Origin of the sequence: Pseudolysinimonas sp. (assembly GCF_039912695.1) — a bacterium.
GTDB lineage: Bacteria > Actinomycetota > Actinomycetes > Actinomycetales > Microbacteriaceae > Pseudolysinimonas_A.
This window is the reverse complement of the sequence record NZ_JBDSPJ010000014.1, coordinates 58,900-77,784: the sequence shown is the minus strand read 5'-3', so window position 1 is coordinate 77,784 and position 18,885 is coordinate 58,900. Positions and strand designations below refer to the sequence as shown.

Below are 18,885 nucleotides of genomic sequence, written 5' to 3'. Positions count from 1 at the left end.
GGGAGATCATTCATTTCAATTCAAGTAAATCGAGTCGTTGTCGATCAGCCGCGTGGTGCCCACCTTCGCCGCGATGATCACGCGAGCCGGCCCCCGGTAGCCGTCGTCGACGGGGAGGAAAGTGCGCGGGTTGACGACCTTGAGGTAGTCCAAGCTAACCAGTTGCTCATCCATCAGTACGGACTGAGAGGCGGCAATGACGGTGTCAATGCCGAGATCGGATGCCGATGCCGCCGCCTCGATCGCCCGCGGAATCGCTCGCGCCGCCTGACGCTCGGCGTGACTCAGGTAGCGGTTGCGGCTCGAGAGCGCCAACTCGTCGGCTTCGCGAACGGTATCGATGACCTCGATCTTGACCGGGATGTCGAGGTCTTTCACCATGCGCTGCACGAGGAAGAGCTGCTGCGCATCCTTCTGCCCGAAAGTGACGACCTGCGGTTGCACGATGTGCAGCAGTTTGGCCACCACGGTCAGCACGCCGTCGAAATGTCCGGGGCGCGCCCGACCCTCGAAGAGCGTCGACACCTCGCCCCCGGTCACCTTCACCTGCGTGTCGCCGTCGGGAAACATCTGATCGACGGTCGGCGCGAAGACGTAGTCGACGTCGAGGGGCGCCAGCTTGTCGAGATCGCCGTCGAGATCGCGCGGGTACTTCTCGAGGTCTTCGTCGGCACCGAACTGCAGCGGGTTCACGAAGATCGACACCACGACGACATCCGCCAGTTTGCGCGCCCGAGCGACGTGTGCGAGGTGCCCGTCGTGGAGGGCACCGAGCGTGGGAACCAGTGCGACGGTTCGGCCTGCAGCGACGTGTTCGGCCAAAGCCGCCCTCATCGCCGGAATCGTCTCGACGACGAGCGGTCTAGTCACTCTTCCGTGCCTCCGCGTCGATCGTAGCCGCGGACGACAGGGCGTTCTCGACAGCCGAGCGCACGAGCGGCCCGAGCACCCGCCCGGGGTCGTCGACGCCGATTCGGCCGAGCGCGCCCGTGGCCTGCGTGACGATCGCGGTCGAGAACGTCGTCGCGGCCGCAACCGCATCTGAGTACGCGGCGCGGTCGGCCTCGGCCACCACGAACGGCTCCGCTCCCATTTCGACGACCAGCGCCTGCGCGATCGGCAGCACGGGCGTCGGCGCCGTCACGGCGCACCACGACTCGCGAAGGCGCACCAGGTCGAGACTCGTGCCGGTAAAGGCCATCACCGGATGGATGGCGAGCGGAATCGCGCCGGCCGCGGCCGCGGGGGCGAGCACCCCGATCCCGTAGCCCGGGGCGGTGTGGACGACGAGTTGCCCGGCTTGCCAGGCTCCGGTTGCCGCAAGCCCGGCGACCAGTGCGGGCAATTCATCACCCGGCACGGCGAGCAGCACCAATTCACTGCGCTCGATCAGATCGGGCACCTCGAGAATCGGCACTCCAGGCAGCAGGGCGTCGGCCCGCTCCCTACTGGATTGGGACACCGCAGCGATGCCGACGATCGCGTGACCCGCCCCGCCGAGCGCCGCACCGAGCACCGGGCCGACGCGACCCGCGCCGATGATCCCGATTCCGAGTCGACCCGACCGCTGCGCCACTAGTTCTCCCCCGAACGCCAGCGGTGAGTGCCCTCGCTGCCGCCGGCCGTGACCGCGGCGAGCTCGGCATCCCGAAAGAACGCTTCGGCGTCGCGGGCGTCGAGTGCGCCGAGTCGCGGCGAGATCGGACCGGCGACGGTGTGCACGTGAACCGCCGCGAGGCGCAGCGCCCGCTCGATCGGACCCTGCTCGATCGCGACGCTCTGCATGCGCGGCGTCGGAACGATCGCGAGCTCCCGCCAGATCGCCCCCTTGCGCAGCAGCACGGCACCCGGGAAGAGCGCGAAGCCGTTGCGGCGCCAGGAGAACCAGCGCAACACGACCGCGCGGCGAGGTGACCCGGTGAACTCGTCGTGTCCACCACGCCCCACAAGGCCGTTGTTGAGCAGGGTGCGCAGGTCGACACCGCCGGCGCTGTTCGGCGCGGCACCCATCAGCTCGGGCAGGAGCAGCTCGAGAACACGCAACACGTCCGCGCGCGATCCGACCGGAAGCACGATCGTGTTCTGCTGCGCCGACTGCCCCGCCGACGGCCCCCCACGGGAGGCGCGGTTGACCCGCACCGTCCACCAGCCCGCCGGACGCCACAGCAGGTTCTGACTCACCGCAACCGAGTGGATGCGGCCCGGAGGCAGAGTGTCGTTGCGCGTCGTCAGCAGGCCGTACCCGATCCGCACTCCGTCAGGCGTACGGGCGATCGTGTACCGCAGAAACCTGGTGACCCGCCGCACCAGATACGAGCCCAGACCGAGCACGATCGGCACGAAAGTGAAGAGCAGCACGAGGAAATCACGCGAGACACTGATCGACAGCACCAGACCGATCGAGACCGCGATGGCGACGACGAGGAAGACCACCGTGGTGCCGCTCAACAGGGTCGAGCCGATCAGGCGGCCCGGATGCATCCGCACGACCGACTCCGGAGCGGCCAACAACGGATCGAGTTCGGGAGCTAGAAGTTCGCTCACGCGGCGATCGAGCAGTGACCCGGCGGCCGCGGGACTCTCACCGGCTGCCGCGCGCGACCCCGACGCGAGGCGCAGGATGTCGGCGCGCAGCAGATCGGATGCCGCGGTACCGAGGTAGGCGAGCTGCACGTTCGCGTCGTTGCCCGCGACCTCGACCTCGAGCCGAGCGGCCCCGAGGAGTCGAGCGAACATCGGCCGCACGATCGTCACGCCCTGGATGCGGTCGAGCCGCGCCTTGCGATGGGTTCGAAAGAGCACGCCACTGCGCACTTCGACGACCTCGCCGGTGACGCGAAAGGTGTGCGCTCGCCAGGAGACATAGAACAACGCGACCAGAACCAGCAGCAAGGCGAGAACGATCGCCAGGGCAATGAGCGCGTAGCCATTGCTCACGATCAGATCGACGGGGTCGCCCTGACACTCGGGAGCCCTCGGCGGGCAGGCGATCGCGGGAAAAAACCATTGCACGAGACGCTCGCGCAGATTCGTGACGATGATGCCGATGATCGCGATCAGCGCGATCCCGCCGCGCAGCAGTGGCGTCGCCGGATGCAGGCGGTGCCACGCGCCGTCGGCGAGCGGAGTCACAGCCCCGCCCGGCGGCTTTCGGCAAGTTCGACGAGGCGGTCGCGGAGGTGTTCAGCATCCGCCTCCGGCAGCCCGGGGATCGTGATGTGGCTCGCCGCGGCCGCTGTGACGAGCTTCAGTTCTGAGAGCCCAAAGCCACGAGCGATGGGTCCGCGATTGATGTCGACCAACTGCATCCGGCCGTACGGCACCGCAACGACGCGCAAAAACATGATGCCGCGGCGAAAGACCAGGTCGTCGTCACGCAGCCGGTACCCGATGGAACGAACCCGTCGCGGGATGAACGCGGCAACCACGATGCCGATGACCAGCACGGCCGCAGGGGCGATCAGCCACCACGGATTCTGGGTGATGCCGAAAGGCACTGTCGCGGCCGCGGCCAACACCAACGATGAAACGATGTGTCCGACGAAGTCGACAACGACGTACTTGGGCGACACCCGCTGCCAGTCACCCGGAACCGGATCGATCGAGGCGGTCACCGGTCCAGGCTACCCGGCAGGGGGTCGCCGTTCCGGTCGTCGTCGTCGGAAGGCGGCACCGTGCAGAAGAACTCACCCAGCAACCCCGCGATCAGCAACACGATCGACGCGCCAACGACGGCAAGCGCCCGCAGCAGATTGTCGCCGTTCACCCCGCCGCTGCGGGTGAGAAGTTCGAGCAAGAGACCGACGGCGAGGCCAGAGAACAGGGCGCCCACGATGCTCGACGCCTTCGTGATCAGCACCACCCTGGTCGCGTGGAACGGGTCGATCCGAGCGCGGACCCGCCCGCGCGTGGCTTGTGCGCGGGTGGCTTGTCGAACAGGCACCGAGAGCGCGATCACCACGATCGCAATCGCAATCAGGGTGACCGCGATCGAATACTCCGGGCGAAACTTCGGCTGACTCGCCGCCGCGAGCCCGAGCTGCAGCAGGAAGGCGACGATGCCGCCTGCGAGCACGAGGCCGATGATCGTCGACGGTCGGGTACGCGTCACGATCCGGTGTCCAAGCCAGCAACCAGATCGGCGACGCGACCGTGGCCGGCAAGTACGGCCTCGGGATCCACCTCAAGCCAGGGGCGCAGCACGAAGGACCGCTCGAACGCACGCGGATGCGGCAACGTGAGGTCGGGTGCGGAGGACTGCATGCCGGCATAGTCGACGATGTCGAGGTCGAGAGTGCGGTCGCCCCAGCGCTCGGCTCGTACCCGCCCGTTGTCGTGTTCGATGCCGTTGAGCACCGCGAGCAACGCCCGGGGCGCAAGGGTGGTGCGGATCAGCACCACGGCGTTGAGGTACGCGGGGGCAGCCGGATTCTCGCCGTCAGCACCAACGGCGACCGTGTCGATCGGGGTCGAGATCGCGGTCACCTCGATGCCGTCGGCCTCAGCAAGTGCCCGCACCGCCGCGGCGAAAGTCGCCGTGCGGTCGCCGAGGTTGCTCCCGACAGCGATGACCGCCCGCGACGTGATCTGACGAAGTTGAACGTTCATGAGCGCCCTCGCGTGATGGTGACACGGACATCGTCGAACGGCACGGAGATCGGCGCTTGGGGCTTGTGCACGGTGACAACGACCTCGTGCACCGCGTGGAATGCGAGCGCGACGTCGGCGACACGCTCGGCAACCGTCTCAATCAAATTGACCGGGTCCGACTCGACCGCGGCCACAACCTGCTCGGCCAGCAGTCCGTAGTGCACGGTGCGGTCCAGCTCATCACCGGCCGCCGCCGGGCCAAGCGGCAGCCGCACTGTCACGTCGATGACGAACTCTTGTCCGTTCTGACGTTCGGCTTCAAAGACCCCGTGGTGTGCCGTCACGCGCAGCCCGGTGAGCGTGATCTCGTCGAGGGGTTCCATCACCGTTCTACTCCCGCGTTCCATCGGTCGGCCACGGCGAGAGCGAGGCGAGTCGACGGCACATCGTGCACGCGCACGCCCCAGGCACCCGAACGAGCGGCCAGAGCACTGATCACGGCCGAGGGGAGGTCGCGGGCATCCATCGGCGCCTCCGCGGGCAACAGAGCACCGACGAAACGTTTGCGGGACGCCCCGACCAGCACGCCATGACCCAGGGAGGCGATCTCGTCGAGTCGAGCGAGCAGAGCCCAGTTGTCGTCGGCGTCTTTCGCGAACCCGAGCCCAGGATCAAGCAGGATTTGCGACGGGTCAACGCCGGCGACGACGAGTTCTGCGACCCGGTTCTTGAGGTCGGCACGGACCTCGGCGACCACGTCGGCGTAGACGGGAACCGCATCCGCGCCGCCACCCCAGTGCATGGCGCAGTACTGAACGCCGCTCTGCGCGACGACCCGCGGCATCCCTTCGTCGGCCAAGCCGCCCGAGACGTCGTTGATCATCTGTGCCCCCGCCTCGACCGCCGCTTGGGCAGTCGAGGCGTTTTTGGTGTCGATGCTGACGCTCACACCGCTTTGCGTCAGAGCGCTGACCACGGGGATGACACGGTCGAGTTCGTCACGCGGGTTCACGTGCGCGGCACCGGGTCTCGTCGATTCGCCCCCGACATCGACAATCGCCGCGCCCTGATCGCGCAGTTCGAGTCCGCGCGCGATCGCGGCGTCGACGTGCTCGAACCGACCCCCGTCACTGAACGAGTCGGGAGTGACGTTCAGGATGCCCATGATGATCGTCACTCGACGGCACCGATCAGAACCATCGCTTCGGCCCGCGCGAGCGGATCGGTGAGCGCTCCGCGGCTCGCGACCGTCACGGTCGTCGACCGAATCTGCCGCGGACCACGGGCGGCCACGCAGTCGTGCTGCGCATCGAGCACGACAAGCACCCCGAGCGGAGCGAGCCCTGCCTCCATTGCGTCGGCAATCTGCTCGGTCAGGCGCTCTTGCAGTTGCGGCCGCGCGGCAAGGGTCTCGACGACGCTCGCGATGCGGCCAAGTCCCACCAGCTTCTCGTTGGGCACGTAGGCGACGTGCGCGACGCCGCGGAAGGGCAGCAGGTGGTGCTCGCACATCGAGCGAAACTCGAGGTCGCGGATCAGAACCAGTTCACCGCGCTCGTCGGCGGCAGCCGCATCCTTGCCCGCGCGCAGGATCTCGACGGCGTCAACGCCCACGCCGGCGAAGTATTCGCCGTAGGCCTCGGCGACTCGACGCGGGGTATCGACGAGACCCGGACGCGTCGAGTCCTCGCCGATGGCCGCGAGCAGCTCGGCCACGGCTGCTTCGACGCGGCCCCGGTCGACGGTCATGCCGGTCAGGCGGTGGCGATGCCGGGCGACTTGCGCGGCCGCGGGGTGCGCGGGCGCGGGGTCGGTTCGGAATCGACGCCGGAATCAACGGCGGCCGGATCGATCGGTGCCTTGCTGGGCATCTTGACCGCGGGCAGATTGCTGACCGGGCGGGTCTTGCTCGACAGCCACTGCGGCCGCTCGGGCAGCTTCTTCACCTTGGCGAACAGGGCGGCGAGCTGGTCGTGGTCGAGGGTCTCTTTCTCAAGGAGCTCGCTGGCCAGCTTGTCGAGAATGTCGCGGTTGGTGTTGAGCACCTTCCACGCCTCATCGTGCGCCTGGTCGATGAGCTTGCGCACCTCGAGGTCGACCTTCTCGGCGATCTCTTCGGAGTAGTCGCGCTGGTGGCCCATGTCGCGACCGAGGAAGACCTCGCCGCCCGACGATCCGAGTTTGACCGCACCGATGTCGGTCGACATCCCGTATTCGGTCACCATGCGGCGAGCGATCGCCGTTGCCTTCTCGATGTCGTTCGACGCGCCGGTTGTCGGATCGTGGAAGACGATCTCTTCCGCGACGCGGCCGCCCATCGCGTAGGCGAGCTGGTCGAGCAGTTCGTTGCGCGTGACCGAGTACTTGTCTTCGAGCGGCAGCACCATCGTGTAACCGAGGGCGCGACCGCGCGGCAGAATCGTGACCTTCGTCACCGGGTCGGTGTTGCGCATCGACGCGGCGGCGAGAGCGTGACCGCTCTCGTGGTACGCCGTGATGAGCTTCTCTTTGTCGTTCATCAGGCGGCTGCGCCGCTGCGGGCCGGCCATCACGCGGTCGACGGCCTCATCGAGCGCGCGGTTGTCGATGAGTTGCGCGTTGCTGCGCGCCGTAAGCAGCGCCGCTTCATTGAGCACGTTCGCGAGATCGGCACCCGTGAAGCCCGGCGTCTTGCGCGCGAGAACTTCGAGGTTGACGCCCTTCGCCATCGGCTTGCCCTTGGCGTGCACTTCGAGGATCTTCTGGCGGCCCTTGAGGTCGGGAGCATCGACGCCGATCTGGCGGTCAAAGCGCCCCGGACGCAGCAGCGCGGGGTCGAGGATGTCGGGACGGTTCGTTGCCGCGATCAGGATGACGTTGGTCTTGACGTCGAAGCCGTCCATCTCGACCAGCAACTGGTTGAGGGTCTGCTCGCGCTCGTCATGGCCACCGCCAAGGCCAGCCCCACGGTGGCGACCAACGGCGTCGATCTCGTCGACGAAAATGATGGCCGGCGAATTCTGCTTGGCCTGCTCGAACAGATCGCGCACGCGACTGGCGCCGACTCCGACGAACATCTCGACAAAGTCCGAACCCGAGATCGAGTAGAACGGCACACCGGCTTCACCGGCGACAGCGCGCGCGAGAAGGGTCTTGCCCGTTCCGGGAGGGCCGTACAGCAGCACGCCCTTCGGAATGCGGGCGCCAACGGCTTGGAAGCGGGCCGGATCCTTGAGGAAGTCCTTGATCTCCTCGAGCTCTTCGACAGCCTCCTGCGCGCCGGCGACATCGGCAAAGGTCACCTGAGGCGAGTCCTTCGTGATGAGCTTCGCCTTGGACTTGCCGAACTGCATGACGCGATTGCCGCCGCCCTGCATGCTCGAAATCAGGAACCAGAAGACGATCCCGATCAACAGCACCGGGAACAGGACGCCGACGATGCTGAGGAACCAGTTGCCCTGCGGAACCTGGTCGTCGAACTTGGCCTTGCTCGCCGTAATGGCGTCGACGACTTCGCCGCCACGCGGGGCGACGTAGTAGAACTGCACGTTCGTGCCGTAGTCCACGCCGGATTCGTCCTTGTACGCGCCGGACAGGGTGAGGTCGACCCGCTGCTCACCGTCAATGATCTGCACTTCGGTGACCGTGGTGCCCTTGAGGAGGGTCAAACCCTCCTGCGTGGTGATCTCTTTGGCACCTGCCGAGCTGGTGATCAGCCAGAAGACGACGCCGAGCGCGATCAGGCCGCCCAGAATCCAGAGAAATGGTCCGCGAAAGATACGTCTGACATCCATGAGACAGCCAGGTTATCGCCCTATTACTGGGCGCCGCCCGGATGTTCGCTCCGCGCGGACTTCGCTAGGAGCGGGGGCGCTTTCGCGCCGCCGCCGCGGTCCCAGCGCCGACACCCGTCCCGGGCGTCGGAACCCAACGCGCTACGAGTACACGTGCGGAGCCAGAACGCCAATCGACCTCAGGTTGCGAAAACGCTCGGCGTAGTCGAGCCCGTAGCCCACCACAAACACGTTGGGAATCTCGTACCCGACGTAGCGAACGTCGACGTCGACCTTTGCGGCGTCAGGCTTGCGCAGCAGCGCACAGATCTCGAGGGATGCCGGTCCCCGGCTCTCGAGGTTGGAGCGCAGCCAGGCGAGGGTGAGCCCCGAATCGACGACATCTTCGACGATGAGCACGTGGCGCCCCGAGATGTCGGCGTCGAGGTCTTTCACGATGCGAACCACGCCGCTCGACGCCGTGCCGGTGCCGTACGACGACGTCGCCATCCAGTCCATCTCGACGTCACGCTTGAGCTCGCGCGCGAGGTCGGCCATCACCATCACGGCACCCTTGAGCACGCCGACGAGCAAGAGGTCTCGACCCGAGTAGTCGACTTCGATCTGGCGGCACAGGTCCGCGATTCGACCGTGGATTTGGGCTTCGGTGAAGAGCACCTCGGTGAGGTCGCCCTCGACATCAGTGCTGTCCATCGGCATCCCCGTCCGGTCTCGTCTCAGCTGCCTAAAAATCGTGGGCGCGGAACTCCAGCAGCCCGTTCCGCCTGACCACCCTAACGCCGGGTAGGTCGACGCCTTTCTGGCCGTGCCAGTCGGTAACCAGGCGGCACACCTCGAGGGTCTGGACTCGACTGAGCGCGACCCCGAACTCGCTGTGCACGGCGAACCGCACCAGGCGTTGACGCAGTGCGGGTGGGTTCGCGGCGAGCGCCGACACCGGCAGCGAGATGCCCGCCTCGATGTGCTCTGCCAGGTCCTCGGCTACTTCTTCGGCGAAAGCTTCGAGTGCCTCCGCATCTTCCCGGGCCTGCTCGGCGGTGCGAGCCAGCGCTTCCGCCACTCCCGGCCCGAGTTCTGCTTCGAGCACGGGCAACACGTTCCTCCGCACTCGCACCCGGGTGTAGGCCGGGTCGTCGTTGTGCGGATCCGACCACGGTTCAAGCCCCGCGTCGGCACAGGCCTGCACCGTCGTCGACCGTCGAATGCCGAGCAGCGGCCGCCGATAGATCCCCGAAACGGATGCCATTCCCTGCAGGCTGCCCGACCCGCTTCCTCGCGCCAACCCCAACAGCACGGTCTCGGCCTGATCGTCGAGGGTGTGGCCGAGGAACACCGCGGCAGCACCTAGCTCAACTGCCACCGAGGAGAGTGCTGAATACCGAGCCGCGCGGGCCGACGCCTCCGGGCCACCCGAGCCTGAGACGGTGACCCGCACCACGCGAACGGGGTCGAGCCCGAGCGCTGCCGCCGTTTTCGCCGCCTGCTCGGCCACAGCATCCGATCCGGTCTGCAGCTGATGATCGACGATCAGCGCACCGGCTCTCAGCCCGGCCCGAGGACCCTCGAACGCGACGGCCGCCGCGAGAGCGAGCGAGTCGGGACCGCCGCTCAGCGCAACGAGAACCAACCCCCAGGTCGGCAACGTTCCCCGCACGGCCCTGCGCACATCCGCGATCTCCGGGGTCAGTCGAGGGCGGGGCCCGGAAGAAGGCATCGGCTAACCTTAACGGCGCACGCACTCGAACCCTCAGGAGACTTTCGATCATGGCCACGTACACCGCAATCATCGAGATCCCCAAGGGAAGCCGCGTCAAGTACGAGGTCGACCACGAGACCGGTCGCGTCACCTACGACCGGTACCTGTACACCGCATTCGGCTACCCGACGAATTACGGCTTCTTCGAGAACACCCTCGGCCTCGACGGCGACCCGGTGGATGTGCTCGTGTTGCTCGAGGCCGAGCTGTTCCCCGGAATCGCGATCGACGTACGACCGGTCGGTGTCTTCAACATGACCGATGATGGCGGCAGCGACGCGAAGGTGATCGCCGTGCCCGCGAAGGATCCGCGCTGGGACTGGATCCAGGACCTCAACGACATCCCGGAATTCACGCGCAAAGAGATTGAGCACTTCTTCGAGCACTACAAGGATCTCGAACCCGGCAAGTGGGTCAAGACCGAAGGCTGGGGCGACGCCGCCGAAGCCGAAGCCACACTTAAGGCCGGCTTCGAGGCCTACGTGCCGCCCGCGTCACACTGAAGTGCAGGTCTGACGCTCGGGTCTGAGGTGCGGTCTCAGACCCCGCCGGCGTAGCCGATCTGGCACCCATTGCCCCAGTCGCCCGGCTGAGTCCACGTCGTCGAAAGACGTTTCGCGAGCGACCCGAGCTGGACGACGCAGTCACGCCAGACGATCTTGTGCGCCGAGTCGCCGTCGGCCTGGAATCCAAAGACGCCCTTGGCGAGGGCGTTCTCAAGATCTTCACGGTCGATGCCTGCCGGTGTTCCCAGAAGCAGACTCGCGAAGGTCGCACCGTCCGAGCCGCTCACAATCGTGGATGAACACCCGAAGCCGGCGGGCGGGTCGTTGGGTGCCGCGACCCCGATGCCTTCGCCGATCGTTGCGATGACTCCCCCGGCCGACACCTCGTAGGAGGTGCCCGCGGGCAGCGTTCCGACGGCAGTCATCCGGGAGAGGACCACGCCGGTCGGTTCAAATCCGGCGTTGTTCTCCAGCTGAGATGAGATCGCGCGCGGGCACGCCCTGAGGATCGCGTCGAACTTGGCCTGCGAATCGGCGGCCACGACCGGGCGGTCGAAAGTCAGGACTAGGTGCAGCTCGGAGTCGCCCACCGACGCTGTCACCGATACCTGAAGGAATGCACCCGAGGGAAATGGGGTCACGGTCGTCGGTGGTTGGGTTGGCTCAGTCGTCGGTGTGGCCGAGGGAGTCGGCGACGCGGTCTCAGTCGCGGTACCGGTCGGCGTGGCAATACCACCGGCGCCGCAGCCAGCCAGCAGCAGCACGAGACCAGCGGCGGGGATGATCGACGGCAGGCGCATGCTCTGATTGTGTCAGCCGGTGGGCCGGCCTGCGTAGGGAACCAGATCTCCGTAGCGAACGTTGACGATCCGCACGACCGTTGTCGGGTTCGGCGCCTCGATCATCTTGCCGCCGCCGAGGTAGATCGTGACGTGATATTTACGGGCAACCGAGGCCGAACCACCGTCGGAGTAGTACAGCAGATCACCCCGCTGCATCTGCGAGATCGGCACCAGCCGACCTTGCGCCGCCATGTAGTTGTACTGATCGGTCGACGAGTGGGTGCCGATGTAGACGCCGGCCGCGGCGTAACTCGCCTTGGTGAGCCCCGAGCAATCCCAGACGTTGGGGCCCATCCCCCCCAGCACGTAGCGTTCGCCGAGTTGCGCGGTGGCATAACTGATCGCCATCTCGACAGCGCTCGACGACGGAGTCGGTGGCGTTGGCGGGGTGGGTGTCGATGGTGACGGGGACGGCGAGGGGGACGACGTGTCCGAGGGCGAGGGAGACGGAGGCGGGTTCGTGGGCGGGGTCGAGATTCCCTCGTAGTACTCACGCTCCAGCGCGGCGGATGTTCCCTTGAGAGTCGCCAGCTGGGCGTACATCCGGTCGATGTCGGCGCGCTGCGCGTCAGCCTTCGCCTGGGCATCGGTCGCGGCAGCCTGGGCCGAGTCGAGCGCGGTCTGGGCCTCCCCAGCGAGGCGTTCACGTTCACGTTGCGCGACCCGGGCGTCGGTGGCGAGGGCATCCGCCGTCTTCTTGTCGTAGACGGCTCGGTCGAGAAGTGCCGCAGACGTCACCGTCAACCGGTCGGCGATACCCAGCTTCGTGAGCAGGCTGTCGGTGTCAGTCGTCGAGCCCAGCAGAAGGCCGAGTGTGACGTCGCCGCCACCCGAACGCGCCAACTGAGCAACCAGGACGGCAACCCGCTGTTCGGACTCATGGGCACGCTTCTGGGCGGCATCCGCCTGAGTCTTAAGTCGATCGACCTTGACACTCGCGGTGTCGAGTGCGGTGGCGGCGAGCGCATAGTCTTCGCCGCGCTCCTGGGCGGTGCGGTTCAGGTCAGCGGCATCCGCTTCGAGTCGAACGAGGATGCCTTCGATCTCGTCGACCTTGGCGGAGGCGGCGGCCTCGTTGTGTCGGGCCTGCTCGACGTCATCCCAACTCGGGTAGTCGTCGTGCTGCAGTGCCATCGCTTGCGTCGGATTCGCGAACGCAAGCAGAAGCGTCGCCGGAACCCCTGCGGCGATCGCGCGCCGTCGGCGCTGCCCCTTGTCGGCCATTGTGTTACCCCTCTCCGAACCCCCCGGTTCGGATGTCGTACTAATTGCGTACTAGTTGAGGGTAATCCCCTGGTTGCGCATAAAGGGAACGGGATCTGTGAGATCACGGTTGCCGTTGATGCGGACAATGAAATGCAGGTGGCATCCGGTCGACTGGCCCGTCGACCCGACTCGGGCGATCGGCTGTCCCGGGTCGACGTGTTGCCCGATGCTGACTCCGATACCGCCGTTCACGATGTGCGCGTAGCCGTTACCGGTGCCGTCACCGTTGTCGGTCGCGATGTAGTTGCCCCAACTGCCGTCCCACCCGGCATAGATCACCGTGCCCGCGTGGGCGGCCCGAATGGTCGCACCGCACCCCGGTCCTGAGAGGTCGACGCCGGTGTGCAGTTGGTAGATGTGGCTGACCGGGTTGACGCGCATCCCGAAGTTGCTCGTAATGTGGCCGGCGACCGGACGTGCCCACCCGGTGTCCCAGTTGACCTCACCCTCCGCGCCGTCGCCGAACTGGGCCTTGAGTCCCTCGTTGTAGGCGGCGGTTGTCGAAGCGCTGAGGCCTTGCAGATAGGAGATCCGCGCGGAGACTTCGACGATGTCGCTCTGGGTCTGCTTCAGCTTGTCGGCGGCCGCGGTCGCGGCAGCTGTCGCCTCTTGGAGGGCTTTCGCGGTTGCATCCCGGAGCTCTTCGAGGAGAGCCTTGGCGACTTCGGCCTGGTCGGCGAGCGCGTTCGCTCGATTCTTCAGCTCGAGCGCCCGCTGATACATGTCTGCGTAGCGTTCGCCGAGCACGCGGCTGATCTCGAGGCGGCTGAGCAGCAGGTCGGGGGATCCGGGAGAGGTCAGCAACTGTGGCGTCAGGTCGCCGCTGCCGCCCTTGCTCATCTCAGCGATCACCTGGGCTGCGACCTTGTACGCCTTGTCGGCATCAGCCTGGGCCGCCGTGGTCTGATCGATCAGGGCCTGCGTCTTGAGGTTCTGCTCGTCGTACTTCTGTTGCGCGTCAGCGTAGATCTGACCCTTGGCCTTCGCGTCGACGTTGGTGCGGTCTACTTCATCTTGCAGCCCGCCGAGCGACGCGTTCAGCGACGCGATGAGGTTATTGGCCGACGAGGCGTTTGCCTGCGCAGCAATGACGTCTTGCCAACTGGGGTAGTCGGTGGCTGACAGCGCGGATGCCGGCATCGGCGCGAGCACCGGCAGCAACGCGAGTGCGACGGCACCGGCAATCACCCGGAACCACCGCGCGACGCCCCTCGGCGCCCCCGCAGTCGCAGCCCCCCGGCCTCGCAGTCGCCTCATGGCTTCCCCATCTTCCCCAGCCGGCGGGATTAATCCGTCGTGCCAGCTACAACATCCGTTAGAAAAGTTTCAACAGCCACTTGAACGTAATCCCGCGGGAGCTGATACCCCGGCTCATCCGGCGAGTGTCACGCGGCCGACCATCCCGTAGCTACGGCAGACGGGATTGGCGTTCGACGGGCTGAAGACCGTATGCTTGACCCTCGGTTGCTGTGCGATTCGCGCTGTACTTGATCGTCCAGGGGCCCCATCGTTTAGTGGCCTAGGACACCGCCCTTTCACGGCGGCAGCACGGGTTCGAATCCCGTTGGGGTCACCAGATCGACAAAGCAGTACCGTTTCACTGCACCACGACAACTTAAAATGCATGGCCCTGTAGCGCAGCTGGTTAGCGTGCCGCCCTGTCACGGCGGAGGTCGCGGGTTCAAGTCCCGTCAGGGTCGCGGAGTGGAAGCCTTTCCGCAAGGAAAGGCTTCTTCCACATCGGGGACCGTCTCATCACGAGTCGGCCCCCGAGGCTCTGTAGCTCAGTTGGTAGAGCGTCCGACTGAAAATCGGAAGGTCACCGGATCGACGCCGGTCGGAGCCACCCACCGAAACCCCTGGGATTCCCGGGGGTTTCGTCGTTGGGAATCCGTCAGTCAGCACAGCCTGACCTTGCTGGCGCCGGACTGACGGTCGTGCTGTCATAGCAAGATGAGCGCCGACATCCCCGGGTTGCATCCTCTCGAGCCGCACGGACCGGGGATCGCCAGCCGACTCAACTGGTTGCGTGCCGGCGTGCTCGGCGCCAACGACGGGATCGTGTCGGTCGCGGCCATCGTCGTGGGAGTCGCGGGCGCAACCCCGATGCTCGCGCCGATCCTCACCGCGGGTGCGGCCGGACTGGTCGGCGGTGCGATCTCGATGGCGCTGGGCGAGTATGTCTCGGTCAGCAGTCAGCGCGACAGTCAGCACGCTCTCATCGCGAAAGAGACGCGGGAACTCGCTGAGATGCCCGAGGAGGAACTCGCCGAACTCACCGCCCTGTACCGAGGCAAGGGGTTGAGCGAGGAGACCGCCGAGCGCGTCGCGCTCGAGCTGACCGCCCATGACGCGCTCGCGGCCCACCTCGAAGCCGAACTCGGCATCCGCCAAGAGGATGTCGCGAGCCCCTGGCAGGCGGCCGCCGCGTCGGCCCTTGCGTTCACGATCGGCGCCATTCTGCCGATGCTGGCGATCCTGCTGCCGCCCCCCGAAATCCGGGTGCCGGTGACTTTCGTCGCCGTCATCGTCGCCCTCGGGGCCACCGGCGCGACGAGCGCCTGGATCGGGGGCAGCCCCAAGCTTCGGGCCACGCTGCGGGTCGTGATCGGGGGGGCCTTAGCGCTGGCGGCGACCTACCTGATCGGCACGCTGCTCGGAGCGAGCGGGCTGGTCTAAGAGCCTTTGACAAACCTTGGATGTTCACACGCCGCGTTCCTCGACATTTCATAGCTGGCGTACAGGTGGCGTCGGCACTGTGAGCCCATGACCGCCCCCCAGCTCGCTTCGCGCCGGAGTGCTCAGCACCCGGATCAGGCGGCTGTTGCCCTGCGTGCGACCCGCTACGCGCACCGGGCCCGAGTGTCGGATCTGCTGGTCACCCTGCTCTGGGCATCGGGCGCTCTCGCGATCGCGCTGTTCCTGACCACCGGAGGCACCGCGCTGTGGGGGACCCCCGCGGTTGGGGTCACCAGCCTCGGAATCATCACCGGCCTGGTCGGCTCGGACTTCATCCTCGTGATGCTCGTGCTCGCCGCGCGCGTTCCGTTGCTCGATCGCACGATCGGGCATGACCGGGCGATCGCCCTGCATCGGCGAATCGGAAAGCCCGCGCTCTACCTGATCCTGGCCCACGCGGTGCTGCTGCTCATCGGCTACGGGATGAGTGAGGGAATCAATCCGATCGCCGAGATCGGTTCGATGCTCGCGCTTCCCGACATGCCGCTCGCGTTCATCGGAACGGGTCTGCTGATTATCGTGGTGGTGACCTCGCTGGTCGCCGTGCGGCGCAAGTTCAGCTACGAGGGCTGGCACCTCGTGCACCTGCTCAGCTACGTCGCCGTCGCCGTTGCGATTCCCCACCAGCTCAGCCTCGGCGGTGTTCTCGCCGCGGGTTCGATGCAACGGGTCTACTGGGTCGCCCTCTACGTGATCGCGTTCGGTGCGATCGGGTGGTTCCGTTTCGCGCGCCCTCTGTTCGCCAGCCTGCGCCACGGCATCCGGGTTTCGCGGGTGACCCAGATCGCACCGGGGGTGGCCTCCATCGAGTTGCACGGTCGCGATCTGCGAGCTCTCGGCGGGTCGGGCGGGCAGTTCTTGATCTGGCGCTTCTGGACTCCGCGCACCTGGTGGCACTCTCATCCCATCTCGCTCAGCGCGGTGCCGACCTCAACGACCGCCCGCATCACGGTGCGCGAGTTGGGGAAGGGGTCGGCAAAGCTCCAGTCGGTCCCGGTGGGAACCCGAGTCTGGATCGAGGGACCTTACGGCCTGTTCTCGAACGCGGCCCGCACCTCTCGGCGACTGGCTGTGATTGCCGCAGGCATCGGAGTGACCCCGATCCGGGCGCTGCTCGAAGACGCTCCCCTCGCGCCGGGCGAAGCCACGGTGCTGCTTCGGGCAGGTGACGACACCGAGACCTATCACTGGGACGAGATCCGCGAGATTGCCGCGGCCAAGGGCGCTCAGTTCTACACGATGATTGGGCACCGGTCGCGTCGAGGCCACGCGTGGGCAAGCCAGGCCGACGCGGCACGTGGGGTGACCCTGGCGAGCGTCTTTCCCGGTCTGCTCGAATCCGACCTCTACGTCTGCGGTCCAACCGCGTGGCTCGAGTCGGTCGTCGCGGAAGCCCGAAGCCTCGGTGTTGCCGAGCACCGTATTCACGCAGAAAGGTTCGACTGGTGAGGGCGCGCGCAGCAGTTGGCGGGGTCGTCGCCTCGCTCGGAATCCTGATCATTGGATGGCAGGTCGGGGCAGCCGGGGTGACCTCGCCTCCGACCGCACTCGCGTCGGGGAACGGCTCGACCTCCGGCAGCACGAATACCGCCGGATCGTCGACGGGCAGCGTCCCAGGTCCTGGTGCCGCCACGCCGTCCGCCGCTCCGTCAACAACCCCGTCTGGCGCTCCGGCCGCAAGCCCGTCTTCCGCCCCGTCGACGCCTGCGTCGAAGGACGGCACCTACACGGGTGCGACCGCCAACACTCCGTTCGGTCCGGTGCAGGTCTCGGTGACGATCTCGGGAAACTCGATCACCGAGGTGACCGCCCTTCAACTCACCAACGCCGATGGTCGTTCGAGGCAGATCAGCAACCGAGCGGCCCCGATGCTGCGCCAAGAGGTGCTTTCGGCACAGTCGACACGAGTGTCGTACGTGAGCGGTGCGACCTACACGTCAGACGGTTACCTCCGTTCGGTGCAGTCTGCGCTCGATCAAGCCGGCTTCTGACAGGCCCGCGTGCGCCATACCTTTTCGACCATGGGTACGGTGGCATCCCTCGGCGCGCTCGATGACGCCCCGATCCCGGTGCGGGATGTCGAGGCCGTGTTCACCGCCTACGACGAACGTTTCAGCCTCTACCGCAACGACTCCGAGCTCAGCAGAGTCGCTTCCGGCGAACTGCGGCTCGACGACGCCAGCACGACCCTCCGGGACGCGTACGCGACCGCCGTCGAGTGGCGCCGGCTCACGGGAGGCGCGTTCACCCCGAACCGCCCCGACGGCGTCATCGACCTGAACGGCGTCGTCAAAGCCCTCGCAATCGCGGATGCCGGCACCGTGCTGGATCGGGCGGGGGTCACAAACTGGACGCTCGCCGTCGGCGGTGACGTGCTCACGGCATCCCGAGCTCTCCCAGCAGGCGTCGACGAGCCCGAACTGATCGGGATCATCGACCCGGATGACCGCACGGCTCTGCTGACGACAGTTCAGCTGCGCGGTTCGCGGCGCGCGGTTGCGACCTCGGGATCAGCCGAGCGCGGCGACCACATCTGGTCCCGCGACGGCATCGCCGACTTCGTGCAAGCAACCGTTGTGGCCGACGACATCCTGACTGCCGATGTTCTTGCGACGGCAATCATTGCCGGCGGACGCACCACCCTCGACGACATCAGCGACCGATGGGATGTCGACGTGCTGACCGTCGACCGCGCGGGCGCACTCCTCGCGACTCCAGGCTTTCGCGCTGCTAACTGATGATGTTGACCGCGCGCGCGATCACAAGCGCGAGTAGCACGAACCCGGACAGCGCCTCGTACGCCATCAGGGCTTTCGCCTTGCGGGTGAGCGGCATGACATCCGTCGGACTGAACGCCATCATCGAGGTGAGCGAGAAGTACAGGTAGTCGAAGAACTCCGGCCGCCAGTTCGGGTCAAGACCGGGCGAGCCGTCTTCTTGCGGAAACCGGAAGTCCATCGGAGCGTCATCCCGCACGCCCTCGAAGCGCCGCGCGTAGGGCCCACCCCGGTCGACCTCCCAGAAGAGCACCCCGAACGCGATCACGTTCGTCACCCAGACGCCCGCCGCCGTGTAGATGATGTTGACGCCGATGCCCTGACCGTTGAGCAGTTGGTTGAGAATCTCGACGATGTACACCTGGTTCACGATGACCAGCCCGACCGCGATCGCAACGCCGAGCGCACGCGACCAGACCGTCTCTCTGCCGAGCCGACGGGGGTTGAGCGCAACGAGCGGGATGACGGCAATCAGCGCGGCGACCGGGATCGCCCAGGAGGGGAGGAAGGGCAGCGGTGGGGGAAGGAAGACGTAGACCCCCAGCGCCAGCAGGATCGCCACCGTGACCGGCCAACGGTGCTCCGGATGCGGGTGCGATGAAGATGCGGCCATGGAGCGAGTATCCCCCGCCCCAC

At 66.7% G+C, this 18,885-nt stretch carries 21 protein-coding genes and 3 tRNA genes; 8 read left to right on the top strand and 16 right to left on the bottom strand.

Annotation, left to right across the window (positions count from 1 at the left end; genetic code table 11):
• Nucleotides 1-15 precede the first annotated feature (15 nt).
• The 12 genes from panC to tilS form a co-directional block, all read right to left on the bottom strand.
• Complete coding sequence (gene panC / locus ABIR17_RS05455) at nucleotides 16-870, bottom strand: pantoate--beta-alanine ligase (protein ID WP_348003355.1); 855 nt, start codon at nucleotides 868-870, stop codon at nucleotides 16-18.
• Nucleotides 863-1,576, bottom strand: a complete 714-nt coding sequence (locus ABIR17_RS05450) for a DUF2520 domain-containing protein (protein WP_348003354.1) — start codon at nucleotides 1,574-1,576, stop codon at nucleotides 863-865. Before ABIR17_RS05450 ends, panC begins: the two co-directional genes overlap by 8 nt.
• Nucleotides 1,576-3,132, bottom strand: coding sequence for a PH domain-containing protein (locus ABIR17_RS05445; RefSeq protein ID WP_348003353.1), 1,557 nt, complete (start codon nucleotides 3,130-3,132; stop codon nucleotides 1,576-1,578). Before ABIR17_RS05445 ends, ABIR17_RS05450 begins: the two co-directional genes overlap by 1 nt.
• Nucleotides 3,129-3,614 (bottom strand): PH domain-containing protein, encoded by a 486-nt coding sequence (locus ABIR17_RS05440; RefSeq protein ID WP_348003352.1) that lies wholly within the window; start codon nucleotides 3,612-3,614, stop codon nucleotides 3,129-3,131. The genes ABIR17_RS05445 and ABIR17_RS05440 overlap by 4 nt, the downstream gene beginning before the upstream one ends.
• Complete coding sequence (locus ABIR17_RS05435; protein ID WP_348003351.1) at nucleotides 3,611-4,111, bottom strand: DUF3180 domain-containing protein; 501 nt, start codon at nucleotides 4,109-4,111, stop codon at nucleotides 3,611-3,613. The genes ABIR17_RS05440 and ABIR17_RS05435 overlap by 4 nt, the downstream gene beginning before the upstream one ends.
• Nucleotides 4,108-4,608 (bottom strand): 2-amino-4-hydroxy-6-hydroxymethyldihydropteridine diphosphokinase, encoded by a 501-nt coding sequence (gene folK / locus ABIR17_RS05430; protein WP_348003350.1) that lies wholly within the window; start codon nucleotides 4,606-4,608, stop codon nucleotides 4,108-4,110. The genes ABIR17_RS05435 and folK overlap by 4 nt, the downstream gene beginning before the upstream one ends.
• Nucleotides 4,605-4,973 carry a dihydroneopterin aldolase gene (gene folB / locus ABIR17_RS05425; protein WP_348003465.1) on the bottom strand — a complete coding sequence of 123 codons (369 nt, stop codon included), beginning with the start codon at nucleotides 4,971-4,973 and terminating at the stop codon, nucleotides 4,605-4,607. The genes folK and folB overlap by 4 nt, the downstream gene beginning before the upstream one ends.
• Nucleotides 4,973-5,767, bottom strand: coding sequence for a dihydropteroate synthase (gene folP / locus ABIR17_RS05420; protein ID WP_348003349.1), 795 nt, complete (start codon nucleotides 5,765-5,767; stop codon nucleotides 4,973-4,975). Before folP ends, folB begins: the two co-directional genes overlap by 1 nt.
• Nucleotides 5,764-6,339 carry a GTP cyclohydrolase I gene (folE, locus tag ABIR17_RS05415; RefSeq protein ID WP_348003348.1) on the bottom strand — a complete coding sequence of 192 codons (576 nt, stop codon included), beginning with the start codon at nucleotides 6,337-6,339 and terminating at the stop codon, nucleotides 5,764-5,766. The genes folP and folE overlap by 4 nt, the downstream gene beginning before the upstream one ends.
• Before the next feature lie 5 nt (nucleotides 6,340-6,344).
• Nucleotides 6,345-8,363 carry an ATP-dependent zinc metalloprotease FtsH gene (ftsH, locus tag ABIR17_RS05410; protein ID WP_348003347.1) on the bottom strand — a complete coding sequence of 673 codons (2,019 nt, stop codon included), beginning with the start codon at nucleotides 8,361-8,363 and terminating at the stop codon, nucleotides 6,345-6,347.
• A 141-nt stretch (nucleotides 8,364-8,504) separates the two neighbouring features.
• Nucleotides 8,505-9,056: a hypoxanthine phosphoribosyltransferase gene (hpt, locus tag ABIR17_RS05405; RefSeq protein ID WP_348003346.1), complete on the bottom strand. Its 552-nt coding sequence runs from the start codon at nucleotides 9,054-9,056 to the stop codon at nucleotides 8,505-8,507.
• A 31-nt stretch (nucleotides 9,057-9,087) separates the two neighbouring features.
• Nucleotides 9,088-10,077 carry a tRNA lysidine(34) synthetase TilS gene (gene tilS / locus ABIR17_RS05400; protein ID WP_348003345.1) on the bottom strand — a complete coding sequence of 330 codons (990 nt, stop codon included), beginning with the start codon at nucleotides 10,075-10,077 and terminating at the stop codon, nucleotides 9,088-9,090.
• Nucleotides 10,078-10,127: 50 nt separating this feature from the next.
• On the opposite strand from tilS, the gene ppa reads away from it, so the two are divergent.
• A complete protein-coding gene (gene ppa / locus ABIR17_RS05395; protein ID WP_348003344.1) occupies nucleotides 10,128-10,622 on the top strand; it encodes an inorganic diphosphatase in 495 nt (164 codons plus the stop codon).
• A 35-nt stretch (nucleotides 10,623-10,657) separates the two neighbouring features.
• Here ppa and ABIR17_RS05390 read toward each other — a convergent pair whose 3' ends face one another.
• The 3 genes from ABIR17_RS05390 to ABIR17_RS05380 are packed head-to-tail and all read right to left on the bottom strand — an operon-like array spanning nucleotide 10,658 to nucleotide 13,990.
• Entirely contained in the window at nucleotides 10,658-11,425 is a 768-nt protein-coding gene (locus ABIR17_RS05390) for a hypothetical protein (RefSeq protein ID WP_348003343.1), read from the bottom strand.
• Between the two features lie 12 nt (nucleotides 11,426-11,437).
• Nucleotides 11,438-12,691, bottom strand: coding sequence for a C40 family peptidase (locus ABIR17_RS05385; RefSeq protein WP_348003342.1), 1,254 nt, complete (start codon nucleotides 12,689-12,691; stop codon nucleotides 11,438-11,440).
• A gap of 51 nt (nucleotides 12,692-12,742) precedes the next feature.
• The gene (locus ABIR17_RS05380) at nucleotides 12,743-13,990 is read right to left on the bottom strand and encodes a peptidoglycan DD-metalloendopeptidase family protein (protein ID WP_348003341.1); all 1,248 of its coding nucleotides are present in this window, start codon (nucleotides 13,988-13,990) and stop codon (nucleotides 12,743-12,745) included.
• A 243-nt stretch (nucleotides 13,991-14,233) separates the two neighbouring features.
• Here ABIR17_RS05380 and ABIR17_RS05375 point away from each other — a divergent pair.
• From ABIR17_RS05375 to ABIR17_RS05345, 7 genes are all read left to right on the top strand, one after another.
• Nucleotides 14,234-14,309: transfer RNA gene (locus tag ABIR17_RS05375), tRNA-Glu, on the top strand.
• A gap of 50 nt (nucleotides 14,310-14,359) precedes the next feature.
• Nucleotides 14,360-14,433: transfer RNA gene (locus ABIR17_RS05370), tRNA-Asp, on the top strand.
• 73 nt (nucleotides 14,434-14,506) lie between these two features.
• Nucleotides 14,507-14,579, top strand: a tRNA-Phe gene (locus tag ABIR17_RS05365).
• 107 nt (nucleotides 14,580-14,686) lie between these two features.
• A complete protein-coding gene (locus ABIR17_RS05360) occupies nucleotides 14,687-15,412 on the top strand; it encodes a VIT family protein (RefSeq protein WP_348003340.1) in 726 nt (241 codons plus the stop codon).
• Nucleotides 15,413-15,499: 87 nt separating this feature from the next.
• On the top strand, nucleotides 15,500-16,921 hold the full coding sequence (locus ABIR17_RS05355) for a ferredoxin reductase family protein (RefSeq protein ID WP_348003339.1): 1,422 nt from the start codon (nucleotides 15,500-15,502) through the stop codon (nucleotides 16,919-16,921).
• A complete protein-coding gene (locus tag ABIR17_RS05350; RefSeq protein ID WP_348003338.1) occupies nucleotides 16,918-17,463 on the top strand; it encodes an FMN-binding protein in 546 nt (181 codons plus the stop codon). The genes ABIR17_RS05355 and ABIR17_RS05350 overlap by 4 nt, the downstream gene beginning before the upstream one ends.
• A 30-nt stretch (nucleotides 17,464-17,493) precedes the next feature.
• Nucleotides 17,494-18,210 carry an FAD:protein FMN transferase gene (locus tag ABIR17_RS05345; protein ID WP_348003337.1) on the top strand — a complete coding sequence of 239 codons (717 nt, stop codon included), beginning with the start codon at nucleotides 17,494-17,496 and terminating at the stop codon, nucleotides 18,208-18,210.
• On the opposite strand, the gene ABIR17_RS05340 is transcribed toward ABIR17_RS05345, so the two are convergent.
• Nucleotides 18,203-18,862, bottom strand: a complete 660-nt coding sequence (locus ABIR17_RS05340) for a hypothetical protein (protein ID WP_348003336.1) — start codon at nucleotides 18,860-18,862, stop codon at nucleotides 18,203-18,205. The two genes, ABIR17_RS05345 and ABIR17_RS05340, sit on opposite strands and share 8 nt — an antisense overlap.
• Between the last annotated feature and the right edge of the window lie 23 nt (nucleotides 18,863-18,885).

Bases quoted from the DNA above. Each gene is read 5' to 3' on its own strand.
- ABIR17_RS05355 (WP_348003339.1), top strand. From the start codon at position 15,500: ATGACCGCCCCCCAGCTCGCTTCGCGCCGGAGTGCTCAGCACCCGGAT.
- folB (WP_348003465.1), bottom strand. From the start codon at position 4,973: ATGGAACCCCTCGACGAGATCACGCTCACCGGGCTGCGCGTGACGGCA.
- ABIR17_RS05340 (WP_348003336.1), bottom strand. From the start codon at position 18,862: ATGGCCGCATCTTCATCGCACCCGCATCCGGAGCACCGTTGGCCGGTC.
- ftsH (WP_348003347.1), bottom strand. From the start codon at position 8,363: ATGGATGTCAGACGTATCTTTCGCGGACCATTTCTCTGGATTCTGGGC.
- folK (WP_348003350.1), bottom strand. From the start codon at position 4,608: ATGAACGTTCAACTTCGTCAGATCACGTCGCGGGCGGTCATCGCTGTC.
- tilS (WP_348003345.1), bottom strand. From the start codon at position 10,077: ATGCCTTCTTCCGGGCCCCGCCCTCGACTGACCCCGGAGATCGCGGAT.
- ABIR17_RS05360 (WP_348003340.1), top strand. From the start codon at position 14,687: ATGAGCGCCGACATCCCCGGGTTGCATCCTCTCGAGCCGCACGGACCG.
- ABIR17_RS05390 (WP_348003343.1), bottom strand. From the start codon at position 11,425: ATGCGCCTGCCGTCGATCATCCCCGCCGCTGGTCTCGTGCTGCTGCTG.
- folE (WP_348003348.1), bottom strand. From the start codon at position 6,339: ATGACCGTCGACCGGGGCCGCGTCGAAGCAGCCGTGGCCGAGCTGCTC.
- ABIR17_RS05380 (WP_348003341.1), bottom strand. From the start codon at position 13,990: ATGAGGCGACTGCGAGGCCGGGGGGCTGCGACTGCGGGGGCGCCGAGG.
- ABIR17_RS05385 (WP_348003342.1), bottom strand. From the start codon at position 12,691: ATGGCCGACAAGGGGCAGCGCCGACGGCGCGCGATCGCCGCAGGGGTT.
- ABIR17_RS05345 (WP_348003337.1), top strand. From the start codon at position 17,494: ATGGGTACGGTGGCATCCCTCGGCGCGCTCGATGACGCCCCGATCCCG.
- hpt (WP_348003346.1), bottom strand. From the start codon at position 9,056: ATGGACAGCACTGATGTCGAGGGCGACCTCACCGAGGTGCTCTTCACC.
- ppa (WP_348003344.1), top strand. From the start codon at position 10,128: ATGGCCACGTACACCGCAATCATCGAGATCCCCAAGGGAAGCCGCGTC.